Source organism: Rhodoferax sp. U2-2l, assembly GCF_020594515.1.
Taxonomy (GTDB): Bacteria; Pseudomonadota; Gammaproteobacteria; order Burkholderiales; family Burkholderiaceae_C; genus Rhodoferax.
On record NZ_JAJCTH010000012.1, the window covers coordinates 69,605 to 89,713 of the forward strand.

The 20,109-nt window shown below is 55.4% G+C and carries 23 protein-coding genes, 1 tRNA gene and 1 pseudogene; 17 read left to right on the plus strand and 8 right to left on the minus strand.

The window, feature by feature from the left end; genetic code table 11:
- Window positions 1-12: 12 nt before the first annotated feature.
- Window positions 13-1,935 carry a PrkA family serine protein kinase gene (locus LHU53_RS12030; protein ID WP_227332897.1) on the minus strand — a complete coding sequence of 641 codons (1,923 nt, stop codon included), beginning with the start codon at window positions 1,933-1,935 and terminating at the stop codon, window positions 13-15.
- Window positions 1,936-2,260: 325 nt separating this feature from the next.
- On the opposite strand from LHU53_RS12030, the gene LHU53_RS12035 reads away from it, so the two are divergent.
- From LHU53_RS12035 to LHU53_RS12105, 16 genes and pseudogenes are all read left to right on the plus strand, one after another.
- Complete coding sequence (locus LHU53_RS12035; protein WP_227332898.1) at window positions 2,261-2,719, plus strand: hypothetical protein; 459 nt, start codon at window positions 2,261-2,263, stop codon at window positions 2,717-2,719.
- 340 nt (window positions 2,720-3,059) lie between these two features.
- Window positions 3,060-4,409: an integrase family protein gene (locus tag LHU53_RS12040; RefSeq protein WP_227332899.1), complete on the plus strand. Its 1,350-nt coding sequence runs from the start codon at window positions 3,060-3,062 to the stop codon at window positions 4,407-4,409.
- Window positions 4,410-4,444: 35 nt separating this feature from the next.
- Window positions 4,445-4,723 (plus strand): type II toxin-antitoxin system RelE/ParE family toxin, encoded by a 279-nt coding sequence (locus LHU53_RS12045; protein WP_227332900.1) that lies wholly within the window; start codon window positions 4,445-4,447, stop codon window positions 4,721-4,723.
- 11 nt (window positions 4,724-4,734) lie between these two features.
- Complete coding sequence (locus LHU53_RS12050) at window positions 4,735-5,049, plus strand: HigA family addiction module antitoxin (protein ID WP_227332901.1); 315 nt, start codon at window positions 4,735-4,737, stop codon at window positions 5,047-5,049.
- Between the two features lie 362 nt (window positions 5,050-5,411).
- The gene (locus LHU53_RS12055; RefSeq protein ID WP_227332902.1) at window positions 5,412-6,305 is read left to right on the plus strand and encodes a hypothetical protein; all 894 of its coding nucleotides are present in this window, start codon (window positions 5,412-5,414) and stop codon (window positions 6,303-6,305) included.
- A gap of 220 nt (window positions 6,306-6,525) precedes the next feature.
- On the plus strand, window positions 6,526-6,753 hold the full coding sequence (locus tag LHU53_RS12060) for a helix-turn-helix domain-containing protein (protein WP_227332903.1): 228 nt from the start codon (window positions 6,526-6,528) through the stop codon (window positions 6,751-6,753).
- Between the two features lie 140 nt (window positions 6,754-6,893).
- Window positions 6,894-7,280: a hypothetical protein gene (locus LHU53_RS12065; protein ID WP_227332904.1), complete on the plus strand. Its 387-nt coding sequence runs from the start codon at window positions 6,894-6,896 to the stop codon at window positions 7,278-7,280.
- A complete protein-coding gene (locus tag LHU53_RS12070; protein WP_227332905.1) occupies window positions 7,277-7,582 on the plus strand; it encodes a hypothetical protein in 306 nt (101 codons plus the stop codon). The genes LHU53_RS12065 and LHU53_RS12070 overlap by 4 nt, the downstream gene beginning before the upstream one ends.
- Window positions 7,575-7,805, plus strand: a pseudogene (locus tag LHU53_RS19875) (PriCT-2 domain-containing protein); the annotation flags it as partial. The gene LHU53_RS12070 and the pseudogene LHU53_RS19875, both read left to right, overlap by 8 nt.
- A 117-nt stretch (window positions 7,806-7,922) precedes the next feature.
- Complete coding sequence (locus LHU53_RS12075; protein ID WP_370632289.1) at window positions 7,923-9,971, plus strand: AAA family ATPase; 2,049 nt, start codon at window positions 7,923-7,925, stop codon at window positions 9,969-9,971.
- Between the two features lie 12 nt (window positions 9,972-9,983).
- Window positions 9,984-10,460 (plus strand): hypothetical protein, encoded by a 477-nt coding sequence (locus LHU53_RS12080; protein WP_227332907.1) that lies wholly within the window; start codon window positions 9,984-9,986, stop codon window positions 10,458-10,460.
- Between the two features lie 173 nt (window positions 10,461-10,633).
- Complete coding sequence (locus LHU53_RS12085; RefSeq protein ID WP_227332908.1) at window positions 10,634-10,855, plus strand: hypothetical protein; 222 nt, start codon at window positions 10,634-10,636, stop codon at window positions 10,853-10,855.
- 901 nt (window positions 10,856-11,756) lie between these two features.
- Window positions 11,757-12,128 (plus strand): hypothetical protein, encoded by a 372-nt coding sequence (locus LHU53_RS12090; RefSeq protein WP_227332909.1) that lies wholly within the window; start codon window positions 11,757-11,759, stop codon window positions 12,126-12,128.
- Window positions 12,125-12,415: a hypothetical protein gene (locus LHU53_RS12095; RefSeq protein ID WP_227332910.1), complete on the plus strand. Its 291-nt coding sequence runs from the start codon at window positions 12,125-12,127 to the stop codon at window positions 12,413-12,415. The genes LHU53_RS12090 and LHU53_RS12095 overlap by 4 nt, the downstream gene beginning before the upstream one ends.
- The gene (locus LHU53_RS12100) at window positions 12,412-12,681 is read left to right on the plus strand and encodes a hypothetical protein (protein WP_227332911.1); all 270 of its coding nucleotides are present in this window, start codon (window positions 12,412-12,414) and stop codon (window positions 12,679-12,681) included. The genes LHU53_RS12095 and LHU53_RS12100 overlap by 4 nt, the downstream gene beginning before the upstream one ends.
- Window positions 12,678-12,893 (plus strand): hypothetical protein, encoded by a 216-nt coding sequence (locus LHU53_RS12105; RefSeq protein ID WP_227332912.1) that lies wholly within the window; start codon window positions 12,678-12,680, stop codon window positions 12,891-12,893. The genes LHU53_RS12100 and LHU53_RS12105 overlap by 4 nt, the downstream gene beginning before the upstream one ends.
- 472 nt (window positions 12,894-13,365) lie before the next feature.
- On the opposite strand, the gene LHU53_RS12110 is transcribed toward LHU53_RS12105, so the two are convergent.
- The 5 genes from LHU53_RS12110 to tolB all read right to left on the minus strand — a co-directional run bounded on the left by LHU53_RS12110 (window position 13,366) and on the right by tolB (window position 16,855).
- Window positions 13,366-13,441 (minus strand) — tRNA-Lys (locus LHU53_RS12110).
- 69 nt (window positions 13,442-13,510) lie between these two features.
- Window positions 13,511-14,260, minus strand: a complete 750-nt coding sequence (locus tag LHU53_RS12115; protein ID WP_227332984.1) for a ThiF family adenylyltransferase — start codon at window positions 14,258-14,260, stop codon at window positions 13,511-13,513.
- 18 nt (window positions 14,261-14,278) lie between these two features.
- A complete protein-coding gene (gene ybgF / locus LHU53_RS12120; RefSeq protein ID WP_227332913.1) occupies window positions 14,279-15,052 on the minus strand; it encodes a tol-pal system protein YbgF in 774 nt (257 codons plus the stop codon).
- Between the two features lie 14 nt (window positions 15,053-15,066).
- Window positions 15,067-15,600, minus strand: coding sequence for a peptidoglycan-associated lipoprotein Pal (gene pal / locus LHU53_RS12125; protein WP_227332914.1), 534 nt, complete (start codon window positions 15,598-15,600; stop codon window positions 15,067-15,069).
- 19 nt (window positions 15,601-15,619) lie between these two features.
- Window positions 15,620-16,855, minus strand: a complete 1,236-nt coding sequence (gene tolB / locus LHU53_RS12130; protein ID WP_227332915.1) for a Tol-Pal system beta propeller repeat protein TolB — start codon at window positions 16,853-16,855, stop codon at window positions 15,620-15,622.
- 166 nt (window positions 16,856-17,021) lie between these two features.
- On the opposite strand from tolB, the gene LHU53_RS12135 reads away from it, so the two are divergent.
- Window positions 17,022-17,804, plus strand: a complete 783-nt coding sequence (locus tag LHU53_RS12135) for a glycosyltransferase family 2 protein (RefSeq protein WP_227332916.1) — start codon at window positions 17,022-17,024, stop codon at window positions 17,802-17,804.
- Window positions 17,805-17,853: 49 nt separating this feature from the next.
- Here LHU53_RS12135 and LHU53_RS12140 read toward each other — a convergent pair whose 3' ends face one another.
- On the minus strand, window positions 17,854-18,885 hold the full coding sequence (locus tag LHU53_RS12140) for a glycosyltransferase family 9 protein (protein WP_227332917.1): 1,032 nt from the start codon (window positions 18,883-18,885) through the stop codon (window positions 17,854-17,856).
- Entirely contained in the window at window positions 18,872-20,107 is a 1,236-nt protein-coding gene (locus LHU53_RS12145) for an O-antigen ligase (RefSeq protein WP_227332918.1), read from the minus strand. Before LHU53_RS12145 ends, LHU53_RS12140 begins: the two co-directional genes overlap by 14 nt.
- Window positions 20,108-20,109 lie beyond the last annotated feature (2 nt).

Below are 20,109 nucleotides of genomic sequence, written 5' to 3' on the forward strand. Positions count from 1 at the left end.
CGATCCTGAACCTCAGGAACTCTTGCGCACCCGCAAATACCACTCACACAGCAGCCGAACCTGTTTGGTGGTGTAACCCTTGTTCACCATGCGGGTGACAAAGTCTTCGTGTTTTCGGGCTTCGTCGGCGCTGGATTTGGCGTTGAAGCTGATCACCGGCAGCAGCTCTTCGGTGTTGGAGAACATCTTTTTCTCGATCACCAGCCGCAATTTTTCGTAACTGGTCCAGCTCGGGTTATGCCCCTGGTTGTTGGCACGTGCCCGCAGCACAAAGTTGACAATTTCGTTGCGGAAGTCTTTCGGGTTGGCAATGCCAGCCGGTTTTTCAATCTTTTCGAGCTCGCTGTTCAAGGCGACGCGGTCAAACACCTCGCCCGTGTCGGTGTCGCGGTACTCGTTGTCCTGAATCCAATAGTCAGCGTAGGTGACATAGCGGTCAAAGATGTTTTGTCCGTATTCGCTGTAACTTTCCAGGTAAGCGGTCTGGATTTCCTTGCCGATGAATTCGGCATAACGCGGCGCCAGGTACTCCTTGATGAAGCCGACGTATTTGGTTTCCAGCTCTGGCGAAAACTGCTCACGCTCAATCTGCTGCTCCAGCACATACATCAGGTGCACCGGGTTGGCGGCCACCTCGTTGCTGTCGAAGTTGAACACCTTTGAGAGGATCTTGAACGCAAAGCGGGTGGACACGCCGCTCATACCTTCGTCGACACCCGCGTAGTCCCGATATTCCTGGTAACTCTTCGCGCGCGGGTCGGTGTCTTTCAGGCTCTCGCCGTCATACACCTGCATTTTGCTCATCAGGCTGGAGTTTTCGGGCTCTTTGAGGCGCGTGAGCACCGAGAACTGGCTCATCATCTTCAAGGTGCCCGGAGCGCATTTGGCGGCGCCCAGAGAAGATTCCCGGATCAGTTTCTCGTAAATTTTCACCTCTTCGCTGACCCGCAGGCAATACGGCACCTTGACGATGTAGATGCGATCCAGAAACGCTTCGTTATTCTTGTTGTTACGAAAAGTCTTCCACTCGCTCTCGTTGCTGTGCGCCAGCACGATCCCGTCAAAAGGAATGGCGCCAAAGCCTTCGGTGCCTTTGTAATTGCCCTCCTGCGTGGCCGTCAGCAAGGGGTGCAGCACCTTGATAGGCGCCTTGAACATTTCGACAAACTCCAGCAAGCCCTGGTTGGCCAGGCACAGGCCACCTGAATAACTGTAGGCATCGGTGTCATCCTGCGCAAAATTTTCCAGCTTACGGATGTCGACCTTGCCCACCAGCGAGCTGATGTCCTGGTTGTTTTCGTCACCCGGTTCGGTCTTGGCCACACCAATCTGCTTCAAAACGTTGGGGTAACGCTTGACCACCCTGAACCGGCGAATGTCACCGCCAAATTCATCCAGCCGTTTGACCGCCCAGGGCGACAGAATGCGCTGCAGGTACCTGGGCGGAATGCCAAAGTTCTCCAGCAAGACAGGGCCATCTTCCACCGGGTCAAACAGGCCGAGCGGGGTTTCATTCACCGGTGAGCCTTTGAGCGCGTAAAACGGCACCTGCTGAATCAGGTGTTTGAGCCGCTCGGCAATCGAGCTCTTGCCGCCACCCACCGGCCCCAGCAAGTACAGGATTTGTTTGCGTTCTTCCAGGCCCTGAGCCGCATGGCGAAAGAAACTCACCACCTGTTCGATGGCGTCTTCCATACCGTAAAACTCTGAAAACGCGGGGTAACGCTTGATGACCTTGTTGGCAAACAGGCGCGACATACGCGGGTCATTGCGTGTGTCCAGCATCTCAGGTTCACCAATGGCGGCCAACATCCGTTCAGCGGCCGTGGCGTAAGCCATGGGCTGGCTTTTGCACTCCGCCAGATACTCGTCAAGACTCAGTTCTTCTTCGCGGTTACGCGCATAACGCGCCACAAAATTACCAATGGCATCCATAAGACCTCCTGTTTTAGGTGGCGAGTGTCGGTAGCTTCAGATTTGAAATTTTGGGCTCTTTTCTGCGCCTTTAAGTGTTCAGTGAGTCACGTGCTTGCTCCAAAATGATTCTGAGGCATTTGTTCACCCGCTCAGGACGGCAAACACGAAAGTGACATGAATTTTGGGGTTAATACCAACGGTGTCAAACGCTCTTTGGACTTACATAACCTGACGAATTATTGGAAAAGCGGTTGTTTTCCTGGGTAATATCCGCCAAAATTGATCCGCATCAACAAGCCGAAGGAGCGGTCTGGCACCTCTGAATTCGTTTGAAAGCCCGGCCATGAGCACCGATCTGAACCCAAAAATTCCGTCGTTGCACGCGTCAGACACGCCAGATGCAACTCTCGACATCCCTCAACTGGTGGCTGAGGTCTACGCCGATGCGCCTGCAGTTTTGCGCGTCAGCCTGCTGGAGCAGTTACTCAAGCCGATGGGTGTCTTGCCGCTGGCGATCGTGGCCAACGGTATTTTTGCCACGATTCGATTCAACAACGGCTGGCCAGACATGCACCTGCGTTTTGAAGACGTGCGCAATGTTCAACCCAAAGATGTGGCGGCCCTGGTTGAGCGGGTACAGCAGGTCAGCCTCAGTTCCTTTGACGGGTTGACCAGGATTTTGACGAGTTCACCCTTGATCACCAGCTCAGCCGCGGCGGCCATTCTGCTGGCCACCTTGATGAAAATGTCCCGTAATCGCCGGGAAAGCGACAACCGTCACAGCGCCAGAACGGATGGTTGATAGCTCAACTCTTTTCACAAAATCACCACAGAATCCAGTTTCACTCGCTTTCAAACTGGCCCTAAACCCAACAGACGAAAAAAAACACTTAGCAATTACGCTAAGTGTTTTTTAATGTGTATTTTGGTGGGATGTGCGGGGGTCGAACCCACGACAAACGGATTAAAAGTCGCCTGTAAATAGTATTTGCCCATGTTGAATGGTGTCGATACAATCAATACAAATCAACAGGTTATTGATTAAGTGCTGGACAAAATGACAGTTTGGCTGTTGATTGATATTCACCAAAATAGCGCAAAAGTGGCTACATGGTGGCTACATGGCCTTTTAGGGGTTCATCATGGCAAGACCGTCCAAAGACAAAGCACCAGACCTGAGCGTGGCGCAAGAGCTGACCGCCGGGCTTATTGAGCGCCTGAGTTGCCCAGCCGACAAGCAACAGGTTTTCCTGAGAGACACCAAAGCGCCGGGCCTGCGCGTTCGGGTCACTGCAGCAGGCGCGAAGTCGTTTGTATTTGAAGCAAAGCTGAACCGTCAGACCATTCGGCGAACCATTGGGGATGTGCGAGCCTGGACGATTGAAGCTGCACGGGTTGAAGCAAATCGACTGCGTGTGACTTTGGACAGTGGCACCGACCCCCGCGAGGTAGAGCGCCAGCAACAAGCAACCAAAGCCACTGAACAGGCGACCACTGCGATGCAAGCAGTGACCGTGGGCGAGGTCTGGACCGCCTACACGACCGCACGCAAGCCGCATTGGGGCGACCGGCACTATCTTGACCACCTGAAGCTGAGTGACGCCGGAGGGCAGCCGTTCAAGCGTGGCAAGGGGACCACCCAACCGGGGCCGCTGGCCGCACTGATGTCCCTGCCCTTGCGTGACCTCACTGCACCCGCAATTGAGGCATGGGCAGCAAAAGAAGGCAAGACCCGCCCAACTTCGGCCCGGCTGGCGTGGCGCTGCTTGAAAGCCTTTTTGGCCTGGTGCGCTGAACAGCCGGAATACGCGCCAGCAATGACCAGCGTGAACCCAGCCAAGACAAAGAAGGCCCGCGAGTCGCTGGGCAAGGCCGGTATCAAGCAGGACGCACTGATGCGCGAGCAACTGCCTGCCTGGTTTGACGCTGTTCACAAACTCGGAAATCCCACCATTGCGGCATACCTGCAAGTGATATTGCTGACCGGCGCGCGACCGGGTGAAGTGCTGGAGATGCAGTGGGACGACATCAATACGCAGTGGCGCGGCCTGACCATCCGAGACAAGGTGGAGGGCGAGCGGGTCATTCCACTGACGCCTTACGTGTCCCAACTGATTCACGCCCTGCCCCGTCGCAACCAGTGGGTGTTTGCCAGTAACCCGCGTGGCGGTGCAAAGAAGGCCGGGCCAATTGCCAGACCCAGCACCTCCCTGACCAGCATTGCCGCCGTGGTAGGCATTGAACTGCTGACTCTGCACGGTTTGCGCCGTTCGTTCAAAAGCCTTACCGAGTGGCTGGAAATACCCGCTGGCGTGGTGGCGCAACTGATGGGGCACAAACCCAGTGCCACGGCTGAAAAGCACTACACCGTGCGACCGCTGGACCTGCTGCGTGTTCACCATGAAAAGATTGAAGCCTGGATTTTGGAACAGGCCGGGATTGTTTTCGATGCCAAGGCAGAGCCGGGCAAACTGCGCGTGGTGGCTGGTTAGCTTGCAACGTGTAACGCTACGGGATACAATCAACCATGATTAAGTCATTCGGCCACAAAGGGCTGCAAGCGTTTTTCGAGCGTGGCACCAAGGCAGGTATTCGGCCAGACCATGCATCCAAGCTTGCACGGCTGCTGGCACGCCTTGACGCTGCTACATGTGACCGGGATATGAACGTGCCGGGCTGGGGCTTGCACCCACTGTCAGACGATTTGAAGGGGCATTGGGCCGTGTCGGTCAATGGCAATTGGCGAATGACATTCACCTTTGACGGCACAGACGCTGTGCTGGTCGATTACATGGACTACCACTGAGAGGTACAACGATGACCCGCATGTTTAACCCACCGCACCCCGGCCTGACCCTGCGTGATGACGTGCTGCCCGCGCTGGGCCTGGGCGTGACCCAAGCCGCTGAACAGTTGGGCGTGTCCCGCGTGGCACTGTCACGCATGTTGAATGGCCGCGCCGCCATTTCGCCCGATATGGCCCTGCGCCTTGAGGCATGGTTAGGTGCTGACCGTGGCGGCGATGCCCGCGTATGGCTGGCACTGCAAAGCGCCTATGACGTGTGGCAAGCTCAACAGCGTTTCAAGACCGCACCGATGCGTGTGCAACCAGCGCCAGCGATGGCAATATGAAAAGCTGCCCGCTGGTGGTGATACCAAACGCGTTACTCACGGCCCACCGTGACGGTACCGTTCAGGAATGGATGCTGGAATGGAAGCCCACGACTGCGGCCTCGCTGACAGACGAAATACGGGCAATGAATGCACGTCACCGTGAGCGGTTCGTTCGCCAGAATGTGTCAATCGCCACATTTCTTGAGTGGAAGACAGAAAACCCCCGAACCTTCATTCCTGAACGGGTGCACAAGCGCATGGCAGCGAGAGCCGGATAACAGTTTTTGCGCCAGCTAGACCCGCCTCGAAACCGGGTTGAAAAACCAGTCCTCCCCTGGCCTGCTGGTGCATCCTGATTGGGAGAGCACGGGAGGTGCTGGATGTTACTGGTCACACTTGAAGATGATGATTGCGCCAATGGTGGTGCCTTCGTATTCATTGGCGCGCTCGCGTCGGCCATAGCAAAGGTAAAGGCGCAGTCAAAGCCTTTAGAAGTCATCCTGAACGTAGAGCGCAAGTTGTTTGGTCTGGTCAATGGTGCCATTCAAGTCGGTGCGCTTCATCCCCATGACCCCGAGACCCTGGTTCCATTGTCGAAAAGTGACTATGGACATGGGATAGTCGCGATTGAAGAACTGGTTGCTTGGGGCCATAGTCTTTCTGTGCCGCTTGACTTCAAGGTTGCGCAAAACAGCGCAGCACCCATTGCTGGGCGTGCCGCGGTTTCTGACGCATCCGAACACGCGCATGAAAGCCCTGTACGCATGACGAAGGCCGAACGCCAAAGAATGGATGACTTTTTCGCAGAGGGTTTGCGTCGTTCGCAAAGGGTGTCGGAAGCCGCCGCCACTGCCCGCGCTGCCGAGCTTGCAAGGCTAAACGCACGGGATGAATACGAGGCCAGCAAGGCACGCCAGCAACCAGCTCCAGTACAGGAATCACTTGCGCCTATGGTGGCTGCCAGCGATGGTCCTGCACCACTGACCACGGGCAATATTGCCTTTTGCTTTGCTGGACTGCGCTGGAACGAACAGGGGTGGAAAGACACGCTAGGCAGCGACAGAAAATGGCTGAATGACTGCCTGGTGACAGCCGGACAACGTGGCGTGAATGAAAGGCGCTGGAACCCCGTTCTAATCGGCGCGTGGCTGGCGGTGCACCAAGGCCACGTAAGCACACGTCAAGTGCGTGCAAGGTTTCAGACCGTTGACCTTTTGAAGCCGTGGTTTGATGCGTGGAGAACCTACGAAGCTGATAACGGCGACACCCCGTAAAACACCGTTAGAACCCCGGGGGTGAACCCCGGATTTGATTTGAATTGCTGCGCTTTATATAGCTACTGATTTAATTCCAGCAAGGGATACAGACTGACAGTTTAAAACCCCGGGGTTTTTCGTAGAAATACGGGGTTTTCAAAGTTCGCCCCATACCTAGCCCGTGCTGCTGGGTTTGGAAAGCGAAAACATGACGACTGCATCAATAAGCATCCATGCAATGCGCGAGGCAACCGCCCCGCAACAGGTCACCAGCCAGTACCAGCCGCTGGAACAAGTCACCAAGCCGAACCTCAAAACCGAGGAAGCCGCCCACTACCTGAACCGCCGCCCGCAGACTTTGCGCGCGTGGGCGTGCTTGGAGAATGGCCCGCTTCGCCCGCGCCGCATTGCCGGTTTGTTGGCGTGGTCAACCGCTGACGTGAAGGCACTGGCCGGGGTGGCGTAATGGACGCGCCCAAAACTCCCGCCCCAAATGAGGAGAGCCCATGCGAATCAGGCAAGGGCTCTCAGGAATCAGCACATCAAGAATGCTCGGATTCTATCAAGCCAGTCCAAATTGGGTCATTGCCTACCCGACACAACACCGTGACCGCCGAGGTGCTTTGTCGCCTGCTGGAAGGTGAAAACCTCACTGGCATGGATGCCGTGTTCGGATGCAGCACCACCAGGCTGTCCGCCGTGATTCACTACCTGACCGGTGAATACTGCTGGTCCATCGACCATGTGGATATGGAAGTCGGCACCAACGATGGCCGGGTAACAGTGATTCGCGCCTACTTCTTACCGCGTGCTGTCATTCGTCGCGCCTTTGACGCTGGCGCGCTTGCGTTCTGCCGCAGTGTGAAGCTGGCCAGAGCCGCCGCACGCAAAAACGCAGCAAAGACCAAAGAGGCAGCCCACAAGCGCAATGCTGCCCGCCATGCTGCCCGTCGCGACCTTCTCCAAGGTTCTTTGTTTGGAGGTGAGGTATGACTGAGCAGCTTTCTTTCCTGCCTGAGCCTGAATTCTGCCCACTGCTGCCGCCCCACGGTAGCCTGGCAGAGCAAGCCCTGTTCGACCTGCTGGCGCGTGACTGGACGACGCCGGAATGGGACAGGGCTGGCAATGGCTGGCGTTTGGCCGCTGCGGTGAAGGACTTGGATTACCTGGGCTGGGAGCCTATTTCAATCCGCGTGCCTCATGCAGGATGCAAGCGACCGATAGCACGGTACAGCCTGAGCGCCAAAGCAAAACAGGCCGCTGCTGCTGCGCTTCGAGGGGGTGACCATGCTTAACGGACGCAACCCCGACCGCGCCCGTGATGCGCTGCACACGATACCGCCTGACTGTGACCGCGCCGCCTGGGTGAAAACAGGCATGGCGTTTCATGCTGCTGGTGGTGACTTTGACACGTTCAACGAGTGGAGTGCCGGGGCTGACAGCTACAACGCTCAAGCCGCCCGTGCAACCTGGCGCAGTTTCAAGACCGCGCCCGGTGGTGTTGGTGCTGGCGCCTTGTTCGGCATGGCCCGCGACCACGGCTGGACAGAGGGCGCACCGCAAGCAGCAAGGCCCTTTGAAGCCCCTTCGAAGCCTGCCCGCCAGCCTGAGCCGCAACGCAAGCCCGCGCCCGGCATGGCCGCTGCTGACGTTTGGAGCCGCTGCCAACCTGCAACCAACAACCACCCGTATCTGGTGCAAAAGGGAGCCGCCAGCGTGCCGCTGGATGCTCTGCGCGTGGTGCCTTCTGCTGACCCGCTGCGCATCATGGGCGAGAGCATGGCCGGGGCGCTGGTGGTGCCGTGCATGGCTTTGGATGGCTCGCTGTCGACCTTGCAACTGATACCGCCGCCCGATGTGGCCGCACGCCTGAAAGCTGCTGGCAAGCCCGGCAAATTGAACCTGCCCGGCCATTCTGTTCAAGGCTGGTTCACCGTGGGCGAACTGGTGCCGGGTGGCTTGGTTTATGTCGTTGAAGGCATCGGGCAAGCATGGGCAGTCTGGCAGGCAACCGGGGCCGCTGCTGTGGTGGCGTTCGGTGCTGGCAATATGGGCAAGGTGGCAACTGCTTTGCGCCAGAGTGATGACGCCGCCCGGCTGGTGCTCTGCCCTGACCGGGGTAAAGAACCGGATGCCCACAAGATAGCGGCTGACATTGGCGCTGCTGTGGCCTGCCTGCCTGTGTGCGAGCCGGGTAACTTCGACGTGGGCGACCTATTCCAGCGTGACGGCTTCGAAGTGGTGGCCGCGCTGCTGGAATCAGCGACCAAGCCGCCCAAGCCTGAACCACTGCTGAAACCCGTGTCGGTGTTTGATGTGCTGACCAACCCAAGCCCAGCGCCTGCATTCGTCTGGGACGGGTATCTGCCGCGTGGACAGGTTTCGCTGCTGGGTGCACATGGTGGCACAGGCAAATCGACGCTGGCGCTGATGCTGGCCGTTTGCACGGTGCTGGGCAGGCCGCTGTTCGGTGTTGCCACTGAGTCTTGCAATGTGCTTTTCGTCAGCCTTGAGGATGGCGTGAACATTGTTCGGCACCGCCTGGCGGGCATCTGCCGCGCCTGGGGGATTGACCCGGCACAACTGAATGGCCGCCTGCACGTTGTTGATGGCACCGAGCACCCCGAGCTTTTCACCGCAGAGCCGCGCGGTGCTGGCGAGCTGACCCAGACCTACCGCGAGCTGCACCGTCTGGTGCGCGACAGCAGTATCGGCCTGGTGCTGGTTGACAACGCTTCGGACGCCTATGGCGGCGACGAGATACAGCGCCGCCAAGTGCGAGCATTCATCCGTTCGCTGGCCGTGGTTGCGCGTCTGGTTGATGCTGCCGTGGTGCTGCTGGCGCACGTTGACAAGGCGACCAGCCGCGCCCGCAAGTCGGAAGGTGGCGAGGGTTATTCGGGTTCGACCGCATGGAACAACAGCGTGCGCAGTCGCGTATTCATGTCACGCGGCGAAGATGGCCTATTGAGCTTGGAGCACCAGAAGAGCAACCTGGGCCGACTGCGCGAGCCGTTGACGCTGGAGTGGCCGAATGGTGGCCTGCCGCGAGTGGTTCAAGGGCTTGATTTGGACGGGTTGAATCAGCGCCAGCATGGACGGGCTGATGATGACCGAGCCGCCGCACTGCTGAAACTGATAGCGGAATTCGAGAGCCGGGGGCAGTACGCAAGCCCATCACCAACTGCACGCAACAACGTGCACAACCTGCTGAAAAGCGAGCCAGCCTTTATCGCGCTGAAACTGCGACCTGATGACACCAGGCGGATAGTGAATCAGTGCCAGCGTGCGAAGTGGCTTGAGCCGCTGGAATACCGCAGCAAGCACACAAACAAGAATTGTCAACGCTGGGAACTGTCGCCAGAAGGGCGGGCATTCGCTGGTTTACCGTCTGTGGCACCCACAGCACCCACAGCACCTACAGCACCTACATGCCATGTGGGCAATGAGGGTGCACCGCGTGCAAATGGGGGGGCACCCACAGCACCCACATGTGCAGGGGGGTACGGGGGGAATAGCGCACCCCCTTTTGGCGCAAAAGATGGGCCAGTCATGAGCGAATCATTCTCTGGTGCAGCCCAGGCAACTCTGACTGCAGAAACCAAAACGGCCCTTTCCGACTTCGGCGCCTACAAGCGGTTGACCGCCAAACCCGCGCACCTGTTCACCAACTTGATTCACTGAGAGGCCACCACCATGACCACTATCACGCAACGCCAAGCTGACCACGTCCAGAACCTGACCATCGAGACCGGCACCGATGGCAGCATCATCCTTGAACAGGACACAGGGGGCGACATCAGCCACGTCTACCTTCACCCGGTCCACCTGCGCGCGCTGGCAGAGAAAGCGGGCTTGGTGGAAACGAGCGACCCGCAAGCCGCCAAGACCATCGCCACGCTCACACGCCGCCTGCTGGTGTTGCGTGACCGCATTGACCACCTGGGCGACTATCTGACCAACCACAGCGACCACCAACATTCAAACCTCGATTACGAGCTGACCTACATCACTGCGACCGCCAACATTGCCACTGAGTTCTGTGCTGACCTGATTGATACCGCGCCACCAGCGCCAGCACAGTGCAAGCCCGATGTGAGTGCTGTCAAAGCCTCAACCCCGGCCACGGCTGGCAAGCCTGGACCAACTGCGCTGCAGGCATCACTTGTCTGAACCTGGGCACCGTGTGAATGCTGCCTGCCGAACGGTCTATGGTCATTGTCAAATCGCTTCGCCTTGCAATAGGTTTTGGCTATTGGAAAATCAAGGGCACAAAGACAGCCCAAATGACACACCGACCGGCAAGCAAGGTTGCGGAAACGGTCACACGATGAAGGACGGCCAGCATGGGCAGCACGCTCGACGATGACGATGACGAACGCCACCAGTTCACGGTTGTGCAGAAGAAGGCCGCCAAGCATGGCTATGCGCTGGCGCGAACTACTGCTGGCTACAGGCTGGACGCACCTGGTGTGGTGGCTCACCGCATGGCGCTTGATGGGGTGCTGCAGCTTTTGAGCGACTGCCCACCCTGGCCAAGAACCGCCAGAAGCATCATTGCTGCCTGATTGGAAAACCTTAGAAAACTTAACATTTTTGGCAGCAAAAACCTGAAAAAACCTGAACCTGCTGGCGCCTGAACGATGGCTGGTGAGCGCGCGAAAAGTCAACAAAAGTCAACAAAAAGTCAACAGTGCCACGACCAAACACGAACAAGGCACGACCAAGACGCAAGCAGGAAAGTCAGCAAAAGTGCGCAAAAAGTCAGCAGCGCCACGATGGACGCCACCACGATGTCAGGCTCATTGGCCCAGCGTGCTTTGATGGCATCCACAACTGATTGCGCCTCGGTTGTGGTGATGCCGGTTGCGTTTGCGCCACGGCTCATCGGCGTACCGTTTGCACGACGGTAACCAGCAAGGCTTTTTCCGTTAGACTTTTCTGCGGTCGGTGTTCAAGCTAGGCACGCGGGGTAATTGCAGCCCCGAACGACCTAGAAGTTCACCGGCCTTTTTCGTGTCAACGTAAGACACGCCGCCATTGCGAATTTGCCTTTCAATGCGCTTGGACCGGCGCTCTCCCAAAGCGAATGCACACAGCGCAAGCAGAGTAGATTCTCAATATCAACTTCGAGAGTGAACCCACCGACAAGCGCCACCACAGACACCGCTGGCGCAGCGTGAACATATTTCAACGCGAGATGGTTTCTGCTGGTGCTGAAAACTGGCGTATGATTTGCGCCGGTGCTAGTCACACCAAAGATAACGCGGTAGCAACTCCCACCGAAAGCGGGGTTTTTTCACGTCCAGAATTTGGCAACGTGGCATCACGCCATGTTCAGAGTTTGGGGCTGGGAGTGTCGGTACCGTAAGGCCGGCAGCATGGCGTTATCCATGTGACTACACCCAGCTCCACCCGCTGGCCTAGTCAGTCAAACGGTGGTTTCAGTCTCATAACGGAGCCGAACCTATGTCCACCATCACGCCCACACCGGGCAATCTCCCACGTTACGCAACCACCAGCACGCCACACCCTGACCGGCTGGCGCTGCACACACCACCGACCACACACAGCCCCACCGAGGCGGCCTTGCGGTCAATCCTGCTGGAAGTTACACCGGGCATCCGCCCGTACAGCAGCGAGAGCTATCTGCCTGACCACATGGTCAAAGCGGCACAGTCTGCGCTCGATGGCAACAGCCTGGCAGCCCGCCAGCACGCCCACAACGCACTGAGCACCGCTGCCTGGCACATTGCCCGCGGTGAGGCCCCGCAGGCCCTGGCGCGGCTGCGCAGGGCACAGAGCCACATCATGGCCAGCATGGAAGGCGGTGCAGCATGAGCAATCACATTCGTCTGGACGCTTGCTGTAACGACAACTGGAGAGGCGAATCTGCACCACCGGTTGCAATCCTGAACCCGGAGACAACCCTTCACGACAGGATTGCTTATTGCTGGGGTCTTGGCGCTCAAATCGAGGAACTGTCCATGCTGCTGCTGGACACCCCCGCAGACAGTGCTCAGTCACGCATCGGGACACTGCTGAAACACAACATCGACCCCCTGATGGCGGTCCTTCATGAGCTGGGTTGCAGCACACTCCCGAACAAGTTTGGGGGTGCCAAATGAGCCTGACCGAACACAAAGACGAATCGGCGACTCTGAGCAGCGCCCGCCTGACGGTTTGCCTGGCCGCGGCTTGGGAACTGGACACCCTGGCCGAGCTGTTGACCACAGTCACCGGCAACGACACGCCCGAGGCTTTGAAAGTCAAGCACCGGGTTCGGGCCATTGCCAGCCGCATCAAAGAGCTGGCGTCAATCCAGATGGCTGGCTTGGATGACGAGGTGGTGACGACTGAAAACCTGCGCAGCCGATTGGAGGTGACGCCATGAACCAGGCCACTCACACCGCCCGCCCAGTCACGCTGGCGCACGCTGGCAGCAGTCAGGACATGGTGGGCACCATCACGCCCGAGGATGACGACGAGCCGCTGATTCTCTGCATTGGCCAACAAGCTGGCGCTGAGGCATTGCAGCGGGCAGCAATTCGCCACGGGCTGGAGCTGGCCGCGCTGGTGGCGTTCCGTGATGGTGCGCCGCCTTGACCACCTGACCCGGCACCCAGCAAAGACCAGACCCAGCCTGACCCGCTGGGTTTTTTTTGCCTGGCGAGGCCCGCCCTGCTACTGTTCCCGATACATAGCCTTCGGCGAAGCCTTTGCGTATGCCTTCACTAAAGGCTTGCACCAAGCCTTTGCCAGAACAAGCGCCACGAGGCGAACGCCGAGCGGTGGCACCTTGGGTGGCGCCAGCGGCAGAAATACAACCAAGGGGCGAAAACGCAGCCACGGGCACGGCCTGAGATGCAGGGCCTGACGGCGGGTTTTCTTTTGCTGGCGCTAGTTTCGTGACTGTCACCCAATGGCTGACCATTACCGGGTAAGGGTTCACCTGCTGGCGTTGGTTGACCTGGCTACACGGTACAAAAACCGGTACTGGTGGCTACACAGTGGCTACACGGCAACACAAAAGAAAAAGCCCACTACCGTTTTGATAGTGGGCTTTCCTTGCTGTATCTGGTGGGATGTGCGGGGGTCGAACCCACGACAAACGGATTAAAAGTCCGCTGCTCTACCAACTGAGCTAACATCCCAAGTGAAAAGAATTCTCTATCTCACCGAGCCTCAAATTATAGCCAATTTTTTACCCAATTCGTTCAAACTCACTCTTTAGCTGCCAATTCGTTCAGGACCACCCCAGCCGCACATTGCCCAAACGTTGCTGTCACTGTGACCACGGAGCCAAAACCGTGGCAGTTGAGTGAACCATCACTGCTAGCGCTGCAAGATGCATCCGGCGGCGCCACGGCTTCCTGACTGAACACACAGACGACACCGATCTTTTTGTCGCCTCGCGATGCGCCGTGCTCTTTGCGCAATTGGTAACGCACCTTGGACAAAAGGGGGTCGTGGGTGACTCGAGCCAAATCCTCAACGCTGACCAGATGGGCAAGTCGTTTGCCTCCCGCTGCTCCAGATGAAACAAACAAACGTTTGTTCTTGATGGCCCAGTCCGCCATGATCGTCTTGACCGGCCACTGGTCGCATGCATCAATGACCGCGTCAACGTCAGCAGGCAATAGAGCGGGCCAGTTGGCGGGTGTTGCGAAATCATCAATGCAAGTCACTTGGCAGTCGGGCGCAAAGGCTTGTATGCGATCCCGCATGGCGAGCACTTTGGCTTGCCCCAAGCTGGCCTCGGTGGCATGAACCTGGCGATTGATGTTGGATTCGGCAACATGGTCGAGATCAATCAGGGTCAACCTGCCAATGCCACTGCGCGCCAAAGCCTCCGCCGCCCATGAACCCACGCCACCAATACCGACCACAGCCACGTGCGCTTGTCTGATTCTCTGCGCCCCCAGCACACCAAAAAGCCGGGCCAAACCACCAAAACGACGATCCTCCACCATGTCAGTGCCAGCCACCCGTCAAGATTTCAGCGTGGCGAGTCGTTCTTTGGCAGCGGCAGCCGCCTCTGAGCTCGGATAGGCTTTGATCAAATCAGTCAATGTTTTGCGGGCACCCTTGGTGTCTTTCAACTCAAGCTGGCAATTGGCGACCGACAAAACGGCTTCCGGTGCTCGCAGATGCTCTGGATTTTTGCCAATCAGGGTCCGGAAATTGGTCATGGCTTCTTTGTAATCGCGGGTGGCGTACTGCGCGTTGCCCAGCCAAAACAGGGTGGTCAACGCATAGCCACTGCTGGGGTAACGGGACAACAAACCCGCAAACAAAGTTTGCGCCGCACTGAAATCTCCCTTGCGAAAAACAGCCAGGGCGGCCTCATAGTCGCGCTTTTCAGCCGGACCGACCGAAAATTCGACGCCATCAACGGTCACTTTGGCAGGCTCAAATTTGGCGAGGCGCTCCGACATACTCTGCATATCGTCCGTGTAGCGCCGCTGCAGGTCAGCCAGGTCTTTGGAAAGTGTTTCGTTGCTACCCCGCAGTGATGCCACGTCTGATCTCAGCAGCTCAATCTGGCGCTGCAGCTCCAACAGCCCGCGCCCCAGACCCGCTTTTTCGTCATTGGAGGCGGTCTGAATCTGGTCGGTGTCGGCGCGAAGTTTTTCGACACGCTGGCGCAAGTCCAGAATAGCCCTGCGTGCCTCATCATCCTCAAACAGCGCTGCATGGCTCGACGAGGCAAACAACACACCCGCCACCAGCAAAGCCCGTATCGTCAAAAGGCGAATCTGCATCACTGCCACCCGTCTCATTGGTACCTGATTTCAGCCCGGCGGTTCTTGGAGTAAGCCGTTTCGTCATTACCCACCACAGCAGGCTTTTCTTTGCCGAAACTCACCGCTTCCACCTGGTTCCGGGACACGCCCAGCACGGTCAGAGCACCCGCCACAGCCTCGGCTCGCTTCTGGCCCAGCGCCAGGTTGTATTCGCGGCCGCCAGTTTCATCGGTGTGCCCTTCAATGGCCACTTTACGACCAGCCTGTCCCATGATCAAACGGGCGTTTTCAGAAATCAACGCTTGGTACTCGGACTTGATCACAAAACTGTCGTAATCAAAATAAACCGTGCGTTTGGCGACTGACATGTTGGCTGGTGACCCTGACTGGCCCAAATCCACTGGCGCCACGCCTGAACTGTTCACACCAGAACCGCCATTCGCTCCTGCCACACCCGACACCGGGTTGGCCGTTGCATCTGACACCGGCACATCACTCAATGGCACCGTCGTGCCGCAACCCACCAAGAACGCACTGAAAGCCAAAGCAAACATCAAATTCTTCATCAAAAACTCCTAAAAATCATTAGTTCAAAAATGGGCCCCAATGGGGTTCACGAATGTCACCATTCTGCCCATTGAGCCGCGCCTTGACCTTGCCATCGAGGGTTGTGGTCATCAAAGCCTCTTTACCTTGAAATTGGGTGGCATACACCACCAGCTTGCTGTTGGGTGCAAAACTGGGACTTTCATCTGCAGACGTGTCCGACAGCGCGCGCACATTGCCGCTATCGATTTCCATCAGATGCAATTTGAAGGCACCACCCAACCGGGAAATATAAGCCATCCAACGGCCATCCTGGCTGATGGCGGGAGAAATGTTGTAAGTGCCTGTGAATGTCACGCGCTCCACACCTTGCCCGTTGACGCCAACTTTGTAGATCTGAGGCGAGCCGCCACGGTCACTGACAAAAAAGATGCTGCGGCCATCCGGCGAAAAAACGGGTTCCGTGTCAATGCTGTTGGACTGAATCAGGCGGCGTGGCTCACCACCCGCGGCGCTTAACAAAAACAATTGCGATCCGCCGTCGCGGCTCAGCGTGACAGCCAGCGTTTTGCCATCTGGTGACCAGGCTGGCGCACTGTTGGAGCCTTTGAAATTGGCGATCAACCGCCGTTTGCCAGAACCAACGTTGTGCACATAAATCACCGGCTTACGCGACTCAAAAGACACGTAGGCCAGCTGATTGCCGTCGGGTGACCAAGCAGGCGAAATGATCGGCTCCGGGCTGGCCAGCGCAGACTGGGCGTTTTCACCGTCCGAATCGGCAACCCACAGTTGGTGCCGCTGCCCAGATTTGGTGACGTAGGCAATGCGGGTAGAAAACGCGCCTTTGTCCCCCGTGAGCTTCTCATAGACGTAATCGGCCACACGGTGCGCGGCCAGGCGGGCGTCTGCTGCTGCCACGGCAAAGCTCTGCCCGCCAAGATCCTGCGCCTTCACAACGTCCCATAAGCGAAACCGCACATCAAGCCGACCATCGGACAGGGTGGTCACGCTGCCAGACACCAGCGCATCAGAACCTGCCTGGCGAAAAACGGACAGATCCGGCAGCGAGGTCTCATCCAGCGCACCATGCGACGCGTTGACTGTGCGGAACTGCCCGCTTCGCTCCAGGTCGGCCTGCACAATGGCAGATATCTTCTGAATTGAGCCTGACTGGCCTTTGAACGGGGCGATGCTGATAGGCACCTGGGTCAGGCCGACGCCTGAGACTTCAACGCGGAACTGGGCGAGAGCGGCGTTCTGGAGCCCCGCCATCAAAAAAAAGATCAGTGCAAGGACTGACGTTAAGGAGGGCATTTGGGGTGGTGGTCTCCGGAAAGCGCCAAACTTCGCGCAATCACCACCACGCGACAGACGAAACATCGAAAAAATTTTGGCTTCGGCAATGTGAAACATGGGTGCTTTTAGAAGACCTAAGATCATGGAAAATGACTTGATGAAAAAAATGACTCTATCGGTGATTATCGCCGCCAAGAATGAAGGGCATCAAATAGAGGCCTGCGTCAAGTCGGTAAGCTTTGCCGATGAAGTCTTGGTACTCGACTCTGGCAGCACGGATGACACCGTAACACGGGCACAAGAAGCAGGCGCCACCGTCCACATGACAGACTGGCCAGGGTATGGGCCACAGCAACAACGCGGCATCAAGCTTGCAAAAAGTGACTGGGTTCTTTCTCTCGATGCGGACGAATTGGTGAGCGACGCCTTGCGCGAAGAGATCCTGGCGGCCATGATTCAAACAGACTTTGATGGCTTTTTCCTGCCCCGACATTCGAGTTTTTGCGGCGTTTTTATTGAGCATGGTGGCTGGCGACCAGACTTCACCTTGCGTTTGGTTCGCCAGCCATTGGCCGGATTCACGGACCACTTTCTCCATGCGCACATGACAGTCAATGGAAGGGCTGGTCATTTGAAGGCGCCCATCATCCATTACAGCTACAGAACACTGGATGACGTTCTTGAGAAACTAAACCGCTATTCCAGAGGCGCCGCCCGTGATTTGGCTGACCGCGGCGGATCATCAACTTTAACAAAAGCAATTTTTAAGGGATTTTGGGCTTTTTTTCGGACCTATTTCATCAGACGCGGATTTCTTGATGGTCAGATGGGGTTGGCGCTCGCTATTTATAACAGCCAAACAACTTATTACAAGTATCTACGTCTGTGGATGGCCAAAACAAAAAACCACTCCGCAAATAATTAACACTCAGAAATACGTATAAAAAGAGATAGATTTCGCAAGAGCATTAGATTTATTCAAGAGCATTTAGAATATTTTCTAATCTTGAGAAAACAAGCTCCGGTTTAATGCTCGCCATACATGACATAGGAGATTGGCATGTATCAGTATGATTGTGCAGCGAGTCACAAGCACAGCCATCCGCACGGATAATTTTTTCTTCCGAATAAATAGGAGCAACTTGCCTGAGCGAGTTACCTACGCCAAATATTCCCAGAATCGGAACACCCAAACCCTCGGCGAAGTGAAGCGGACCAGTATCACCACATACAAATATTTTCGAGCTTTTTATAACAGCCAAAAATAACCTTAAATTATTAATTTCTGGAAGTATCTCTGCCTCAGGCAATAATAATTTAAGCTCTTCAAGCAACTTTCTCTCACGCGCGTTAGGTCCAGCAGAAAAAACAAGCCTCACTCCAGATTGGCGTGCCAAATTGAATAAATCTCGCCAATGCGATAACGGCCAGTCCTTCTTGGGTTGAGATGTCGATATATGACAGAGGATGGATTTTTTGGATAAAACCCTAATTCTTGTGTCTATTTCAATTTCGTCAACGCCAATTTCAAGCAACGTCGGAATCGGTCTTTTTATATTCCAAGCTTGAAGTAATGCAAAATGCAAATCAAAATAAGGTGCACTGGGATTTTTGTGCTTTATGATTTGCGTAAAACATGCTCGCTGTAGCCATGTTGGTTCGTCACGATCAATCGAACCCAAGCGCTTGTTCGCACCACTCAGAAAGCTCAATAGCGCACCACGGTCATTTCCACCAAAGTCAACAGATTGATCAAAATTCTCTCGACGCAGGGCGCTAATAAAAGGCAGTGAATGGAATAGCTTGGCTTTGCCCCTTTGGCGTGGCATTGCCCAAACTTTATGGATCCACGGCAAATTCTCCAAGAGTGGTGCTATTTCAGCAGCAACCAAAACGTGCAATTCAACATTTGGTATCTGCATCGCCATCGCCTTGAGCGCAGGCGTGAGAATAACAGCATCACCAAGATATTTAAATTGTACAGCTAAGACTTTAGTGGACTTCAATTTTATTTATTAAATTTTTCTTAGGCTGATAAACACTCAAAAAAACACCTGCCAAGACACAAAAGAACTTACCCTCACCAGCATCCAATAATAGAGAATTAAATAACGAACCAACAACTATAGTCACAACAAGGCCTCGCAAGGCATAGCCATAATATTCTTCATTTATTTTCAGGACATCGAGACGATAACTCATTCTCCAAAAAATAATGAAATATGCAATCAAAATCAAAAGCCCCACAACTCCTAATTCTTGCCCAGTTAATAGAAATTCATTATGAGGATTTGGAACGTACGTTGTAACGGTCTTTTGATTTTCTGCTAGCGCTCGGTACTCATTTTCAAAACTTCCCGTGCCACCACCAAAAATCGGATTCTGACTGATCAAAGTGAGTGCATTCTGATAAAACTCCAACCGTAAACCGGATGAAGTTGGCGCTTGGCTTGGATCATGATTCATCACTTCCTGCTTGATTTCCATCAGACGATTTTTAGGAAGATCATCGGCAATAAAATAAATAACAGGAAGAGACACTACCAAGACCGAAAGCCATCGAACCGATTTCCACCTCCACGTTTCCCAAAGAAACCAGAAAATTAAGGCAACCATGATTATTTGCCCAGACCGTCCGTTTACTAAAAATAGGATATTCATGGCGGACAGAAAGCTGACAGCACTCCAAACCCAACGCTTCAACCCGAATGATTTCACTGCCAAATGAAGAGTGAGATACATGGTGAAAGCCATGAAAATATTGTGCGCGATTCTTCCTTTGAAAACAAAATATCCTTGCCCAATGTCCTTGTGCGGTACGACGCCCATCCATTTCAAGTATGAAATAAAAAGCACCATCAGCATTCCAGCCAAAAATGCCTTGAGCGCTAAACTTCTATATTTTTCATCCGCAAGTACTGTGATAATCAACGGAACATAAAGCAGCTTATGATACTTTAGCCACCATGTCATGCGCATTTCCCAAGAGGCACTTGAATAAAGCATTCCTATACCATATAACAAAAAGAATGCAATTGATATCAATGCAGCTGGATGATTAAATATTAATTGAAATTTATTTTTATAATCACCTGACAGAGCCCATGCGATTACAAACAACCCCATCGATATGCTCATAAAAGCAGTTGGGAGTGCAATACTGAAACAAGCCAAGACAACTAAATATATCTGAACTTTTTCAGCGAAAGAAAAGTACCAATGTCGCATTG

Bases quoted from the DNA above. Each gene is read 5' to 3' on its own strand.
- LHU53_RS12030 (WP_227332897.1), bottom strand. From the start codon at position 1,935: ATGGATGCCATTGGTAATTTTGTGGCGCGTTATGCGCGTAACCGCGAA.
- LHU53_RS12035 (WP_227332898.1), top strand. From the start codon at position 2,261: ATGAGCACCGATCTGAACCCAAAAATTCCGTCGTTGCACGCGTCAGAC.
- LHU53_RS12040 (WP_227332899.1), top strand. From the start codon at position 3,060: ATGGCAAGACCGTCCAAAGACAAAGCACCAGACCTGAGCGTGGCGCAA.
- LHU53_RS12045 (WP_227332900.1), top strand. From the start codon at position 4,445: ATGATTAAGTCATTCGGCCACAAAGGGCTGCAAGCGTTTTTCGAGCGT.
- LHU53_RS12050 (WP_227332901.1), top strand. From the start codon at position 4,735: ATGACCCGCATGTTTAACCCACCGCACCCCGGCCTGACCCTGCGTGAT.
- LHU53_RS12055 (WP_227332902.1), top strand. From the start codon at position 5,412: ATGTTACTGGTCACACTTGAAGATGATGATTGCGCCAATGGTGGTGCC.
- LHU53_RS12060 (WP_227332903.1), top strand. From the start codon at position 6,526: ATGCGCGAGGCAACCGCCCCGCAACAGGTCACCAGCCAGTACCAGCCG.
- LHU53_RS12070 (WP_227332905.1), top strand. From the start codon at position 7,277: ATGACTGAGCAGCTTTCTTTCCTGCCTGAGCCTGAATTCTGCCCACTG.
- LHU53_RS12075 (WP_370632289.1), top strand. From the start codon at position 7,923: ATGGCCGCTGCTGACGTTTGGAGCCGCTGCCAACCTGCAACCAACAAC.
- LHU53_RS12080 (WP_227332907.1), top strand. From the start codon at position 9,984: ATGACCACTATCACGCAACGCCAAGCTGACCACGTCCAGAACCTGACC.
- LHU53_RS12085 (WP_227332908.1), top strand. From the start codon at position 10,634: ATGGGCAGCACGCTCGACGATGACGATGACGAACGCCACCAGTTCACG.
- LHU53_RS12090 (WP_227332909.1), top strand. From the start codon at position 11,757: ATGTCCACCATCACGCCCACACCGGGCAATCTCCCACGTTACGCAACC.
- LHU53_RS12095 (WP_227332910.1), top strand. From the start codon at position 12,125: ATGAGCAATCACATTCGTCTGGACGCTTGCTGTAACGACAACTGGAGA.
- LHU53_RS12100 (WP_227332911.1), top strand. From the start codon at position 12,412: ATGAGCCTGACCGAACACAAAGACGAATCGGCGACTCTGAGCAGCGCC.
- LHU53_RS12105 (WP_227332912.1), top strand. From the start codon at position 12,678: ATGAACCAGGCCACTCACACCGCCCGCCCAGTCACGCTGGCGCACGCT.
- LHU53_RS12115 (WP_227332984.1), bottom strand. From the start codon at position 14,260: ATGGTGGAGGATCGTCGTTTTGGTGGTTTGGCCCGGCTTTTTGGTGTG.
- ybgF (WP_227332913.1), bottom strand. From the start codon at position 15,052: ATGCAGATTCGCCTTTTGACGATACGGGCTTTGCTGGTGGCGGGTGTG.
- pal (WP_227332914.1), bottom strand. From the start codon at position 15,600: ATGAAGAATTTGATGTTTGCTTTGGCTTTCAGTGCGTTCTTGGTGGGT.
- tolB (WP_227332915.1), bottom strand. From the start codon at position 16,855: ATGGCGGGGCTCCAGAACGCCGCTCTCGCCCAGTTCCGCGTTGAAGTC.
- LHU53_RS12135 (WP_227332916.1), top strand. From the start codon at position 17,022: ATGGAAAATGACTTGATGAAAAAAATGACTCTATCGGTGATTATCGCC.
- LHU53_RS12145 (WP_227332918.1), bottom strand. From the start codon at position 20,107: ATGCGACATTGGTACTTTTCTTTCGCTGAAAAAGTTCAGATATATTTA.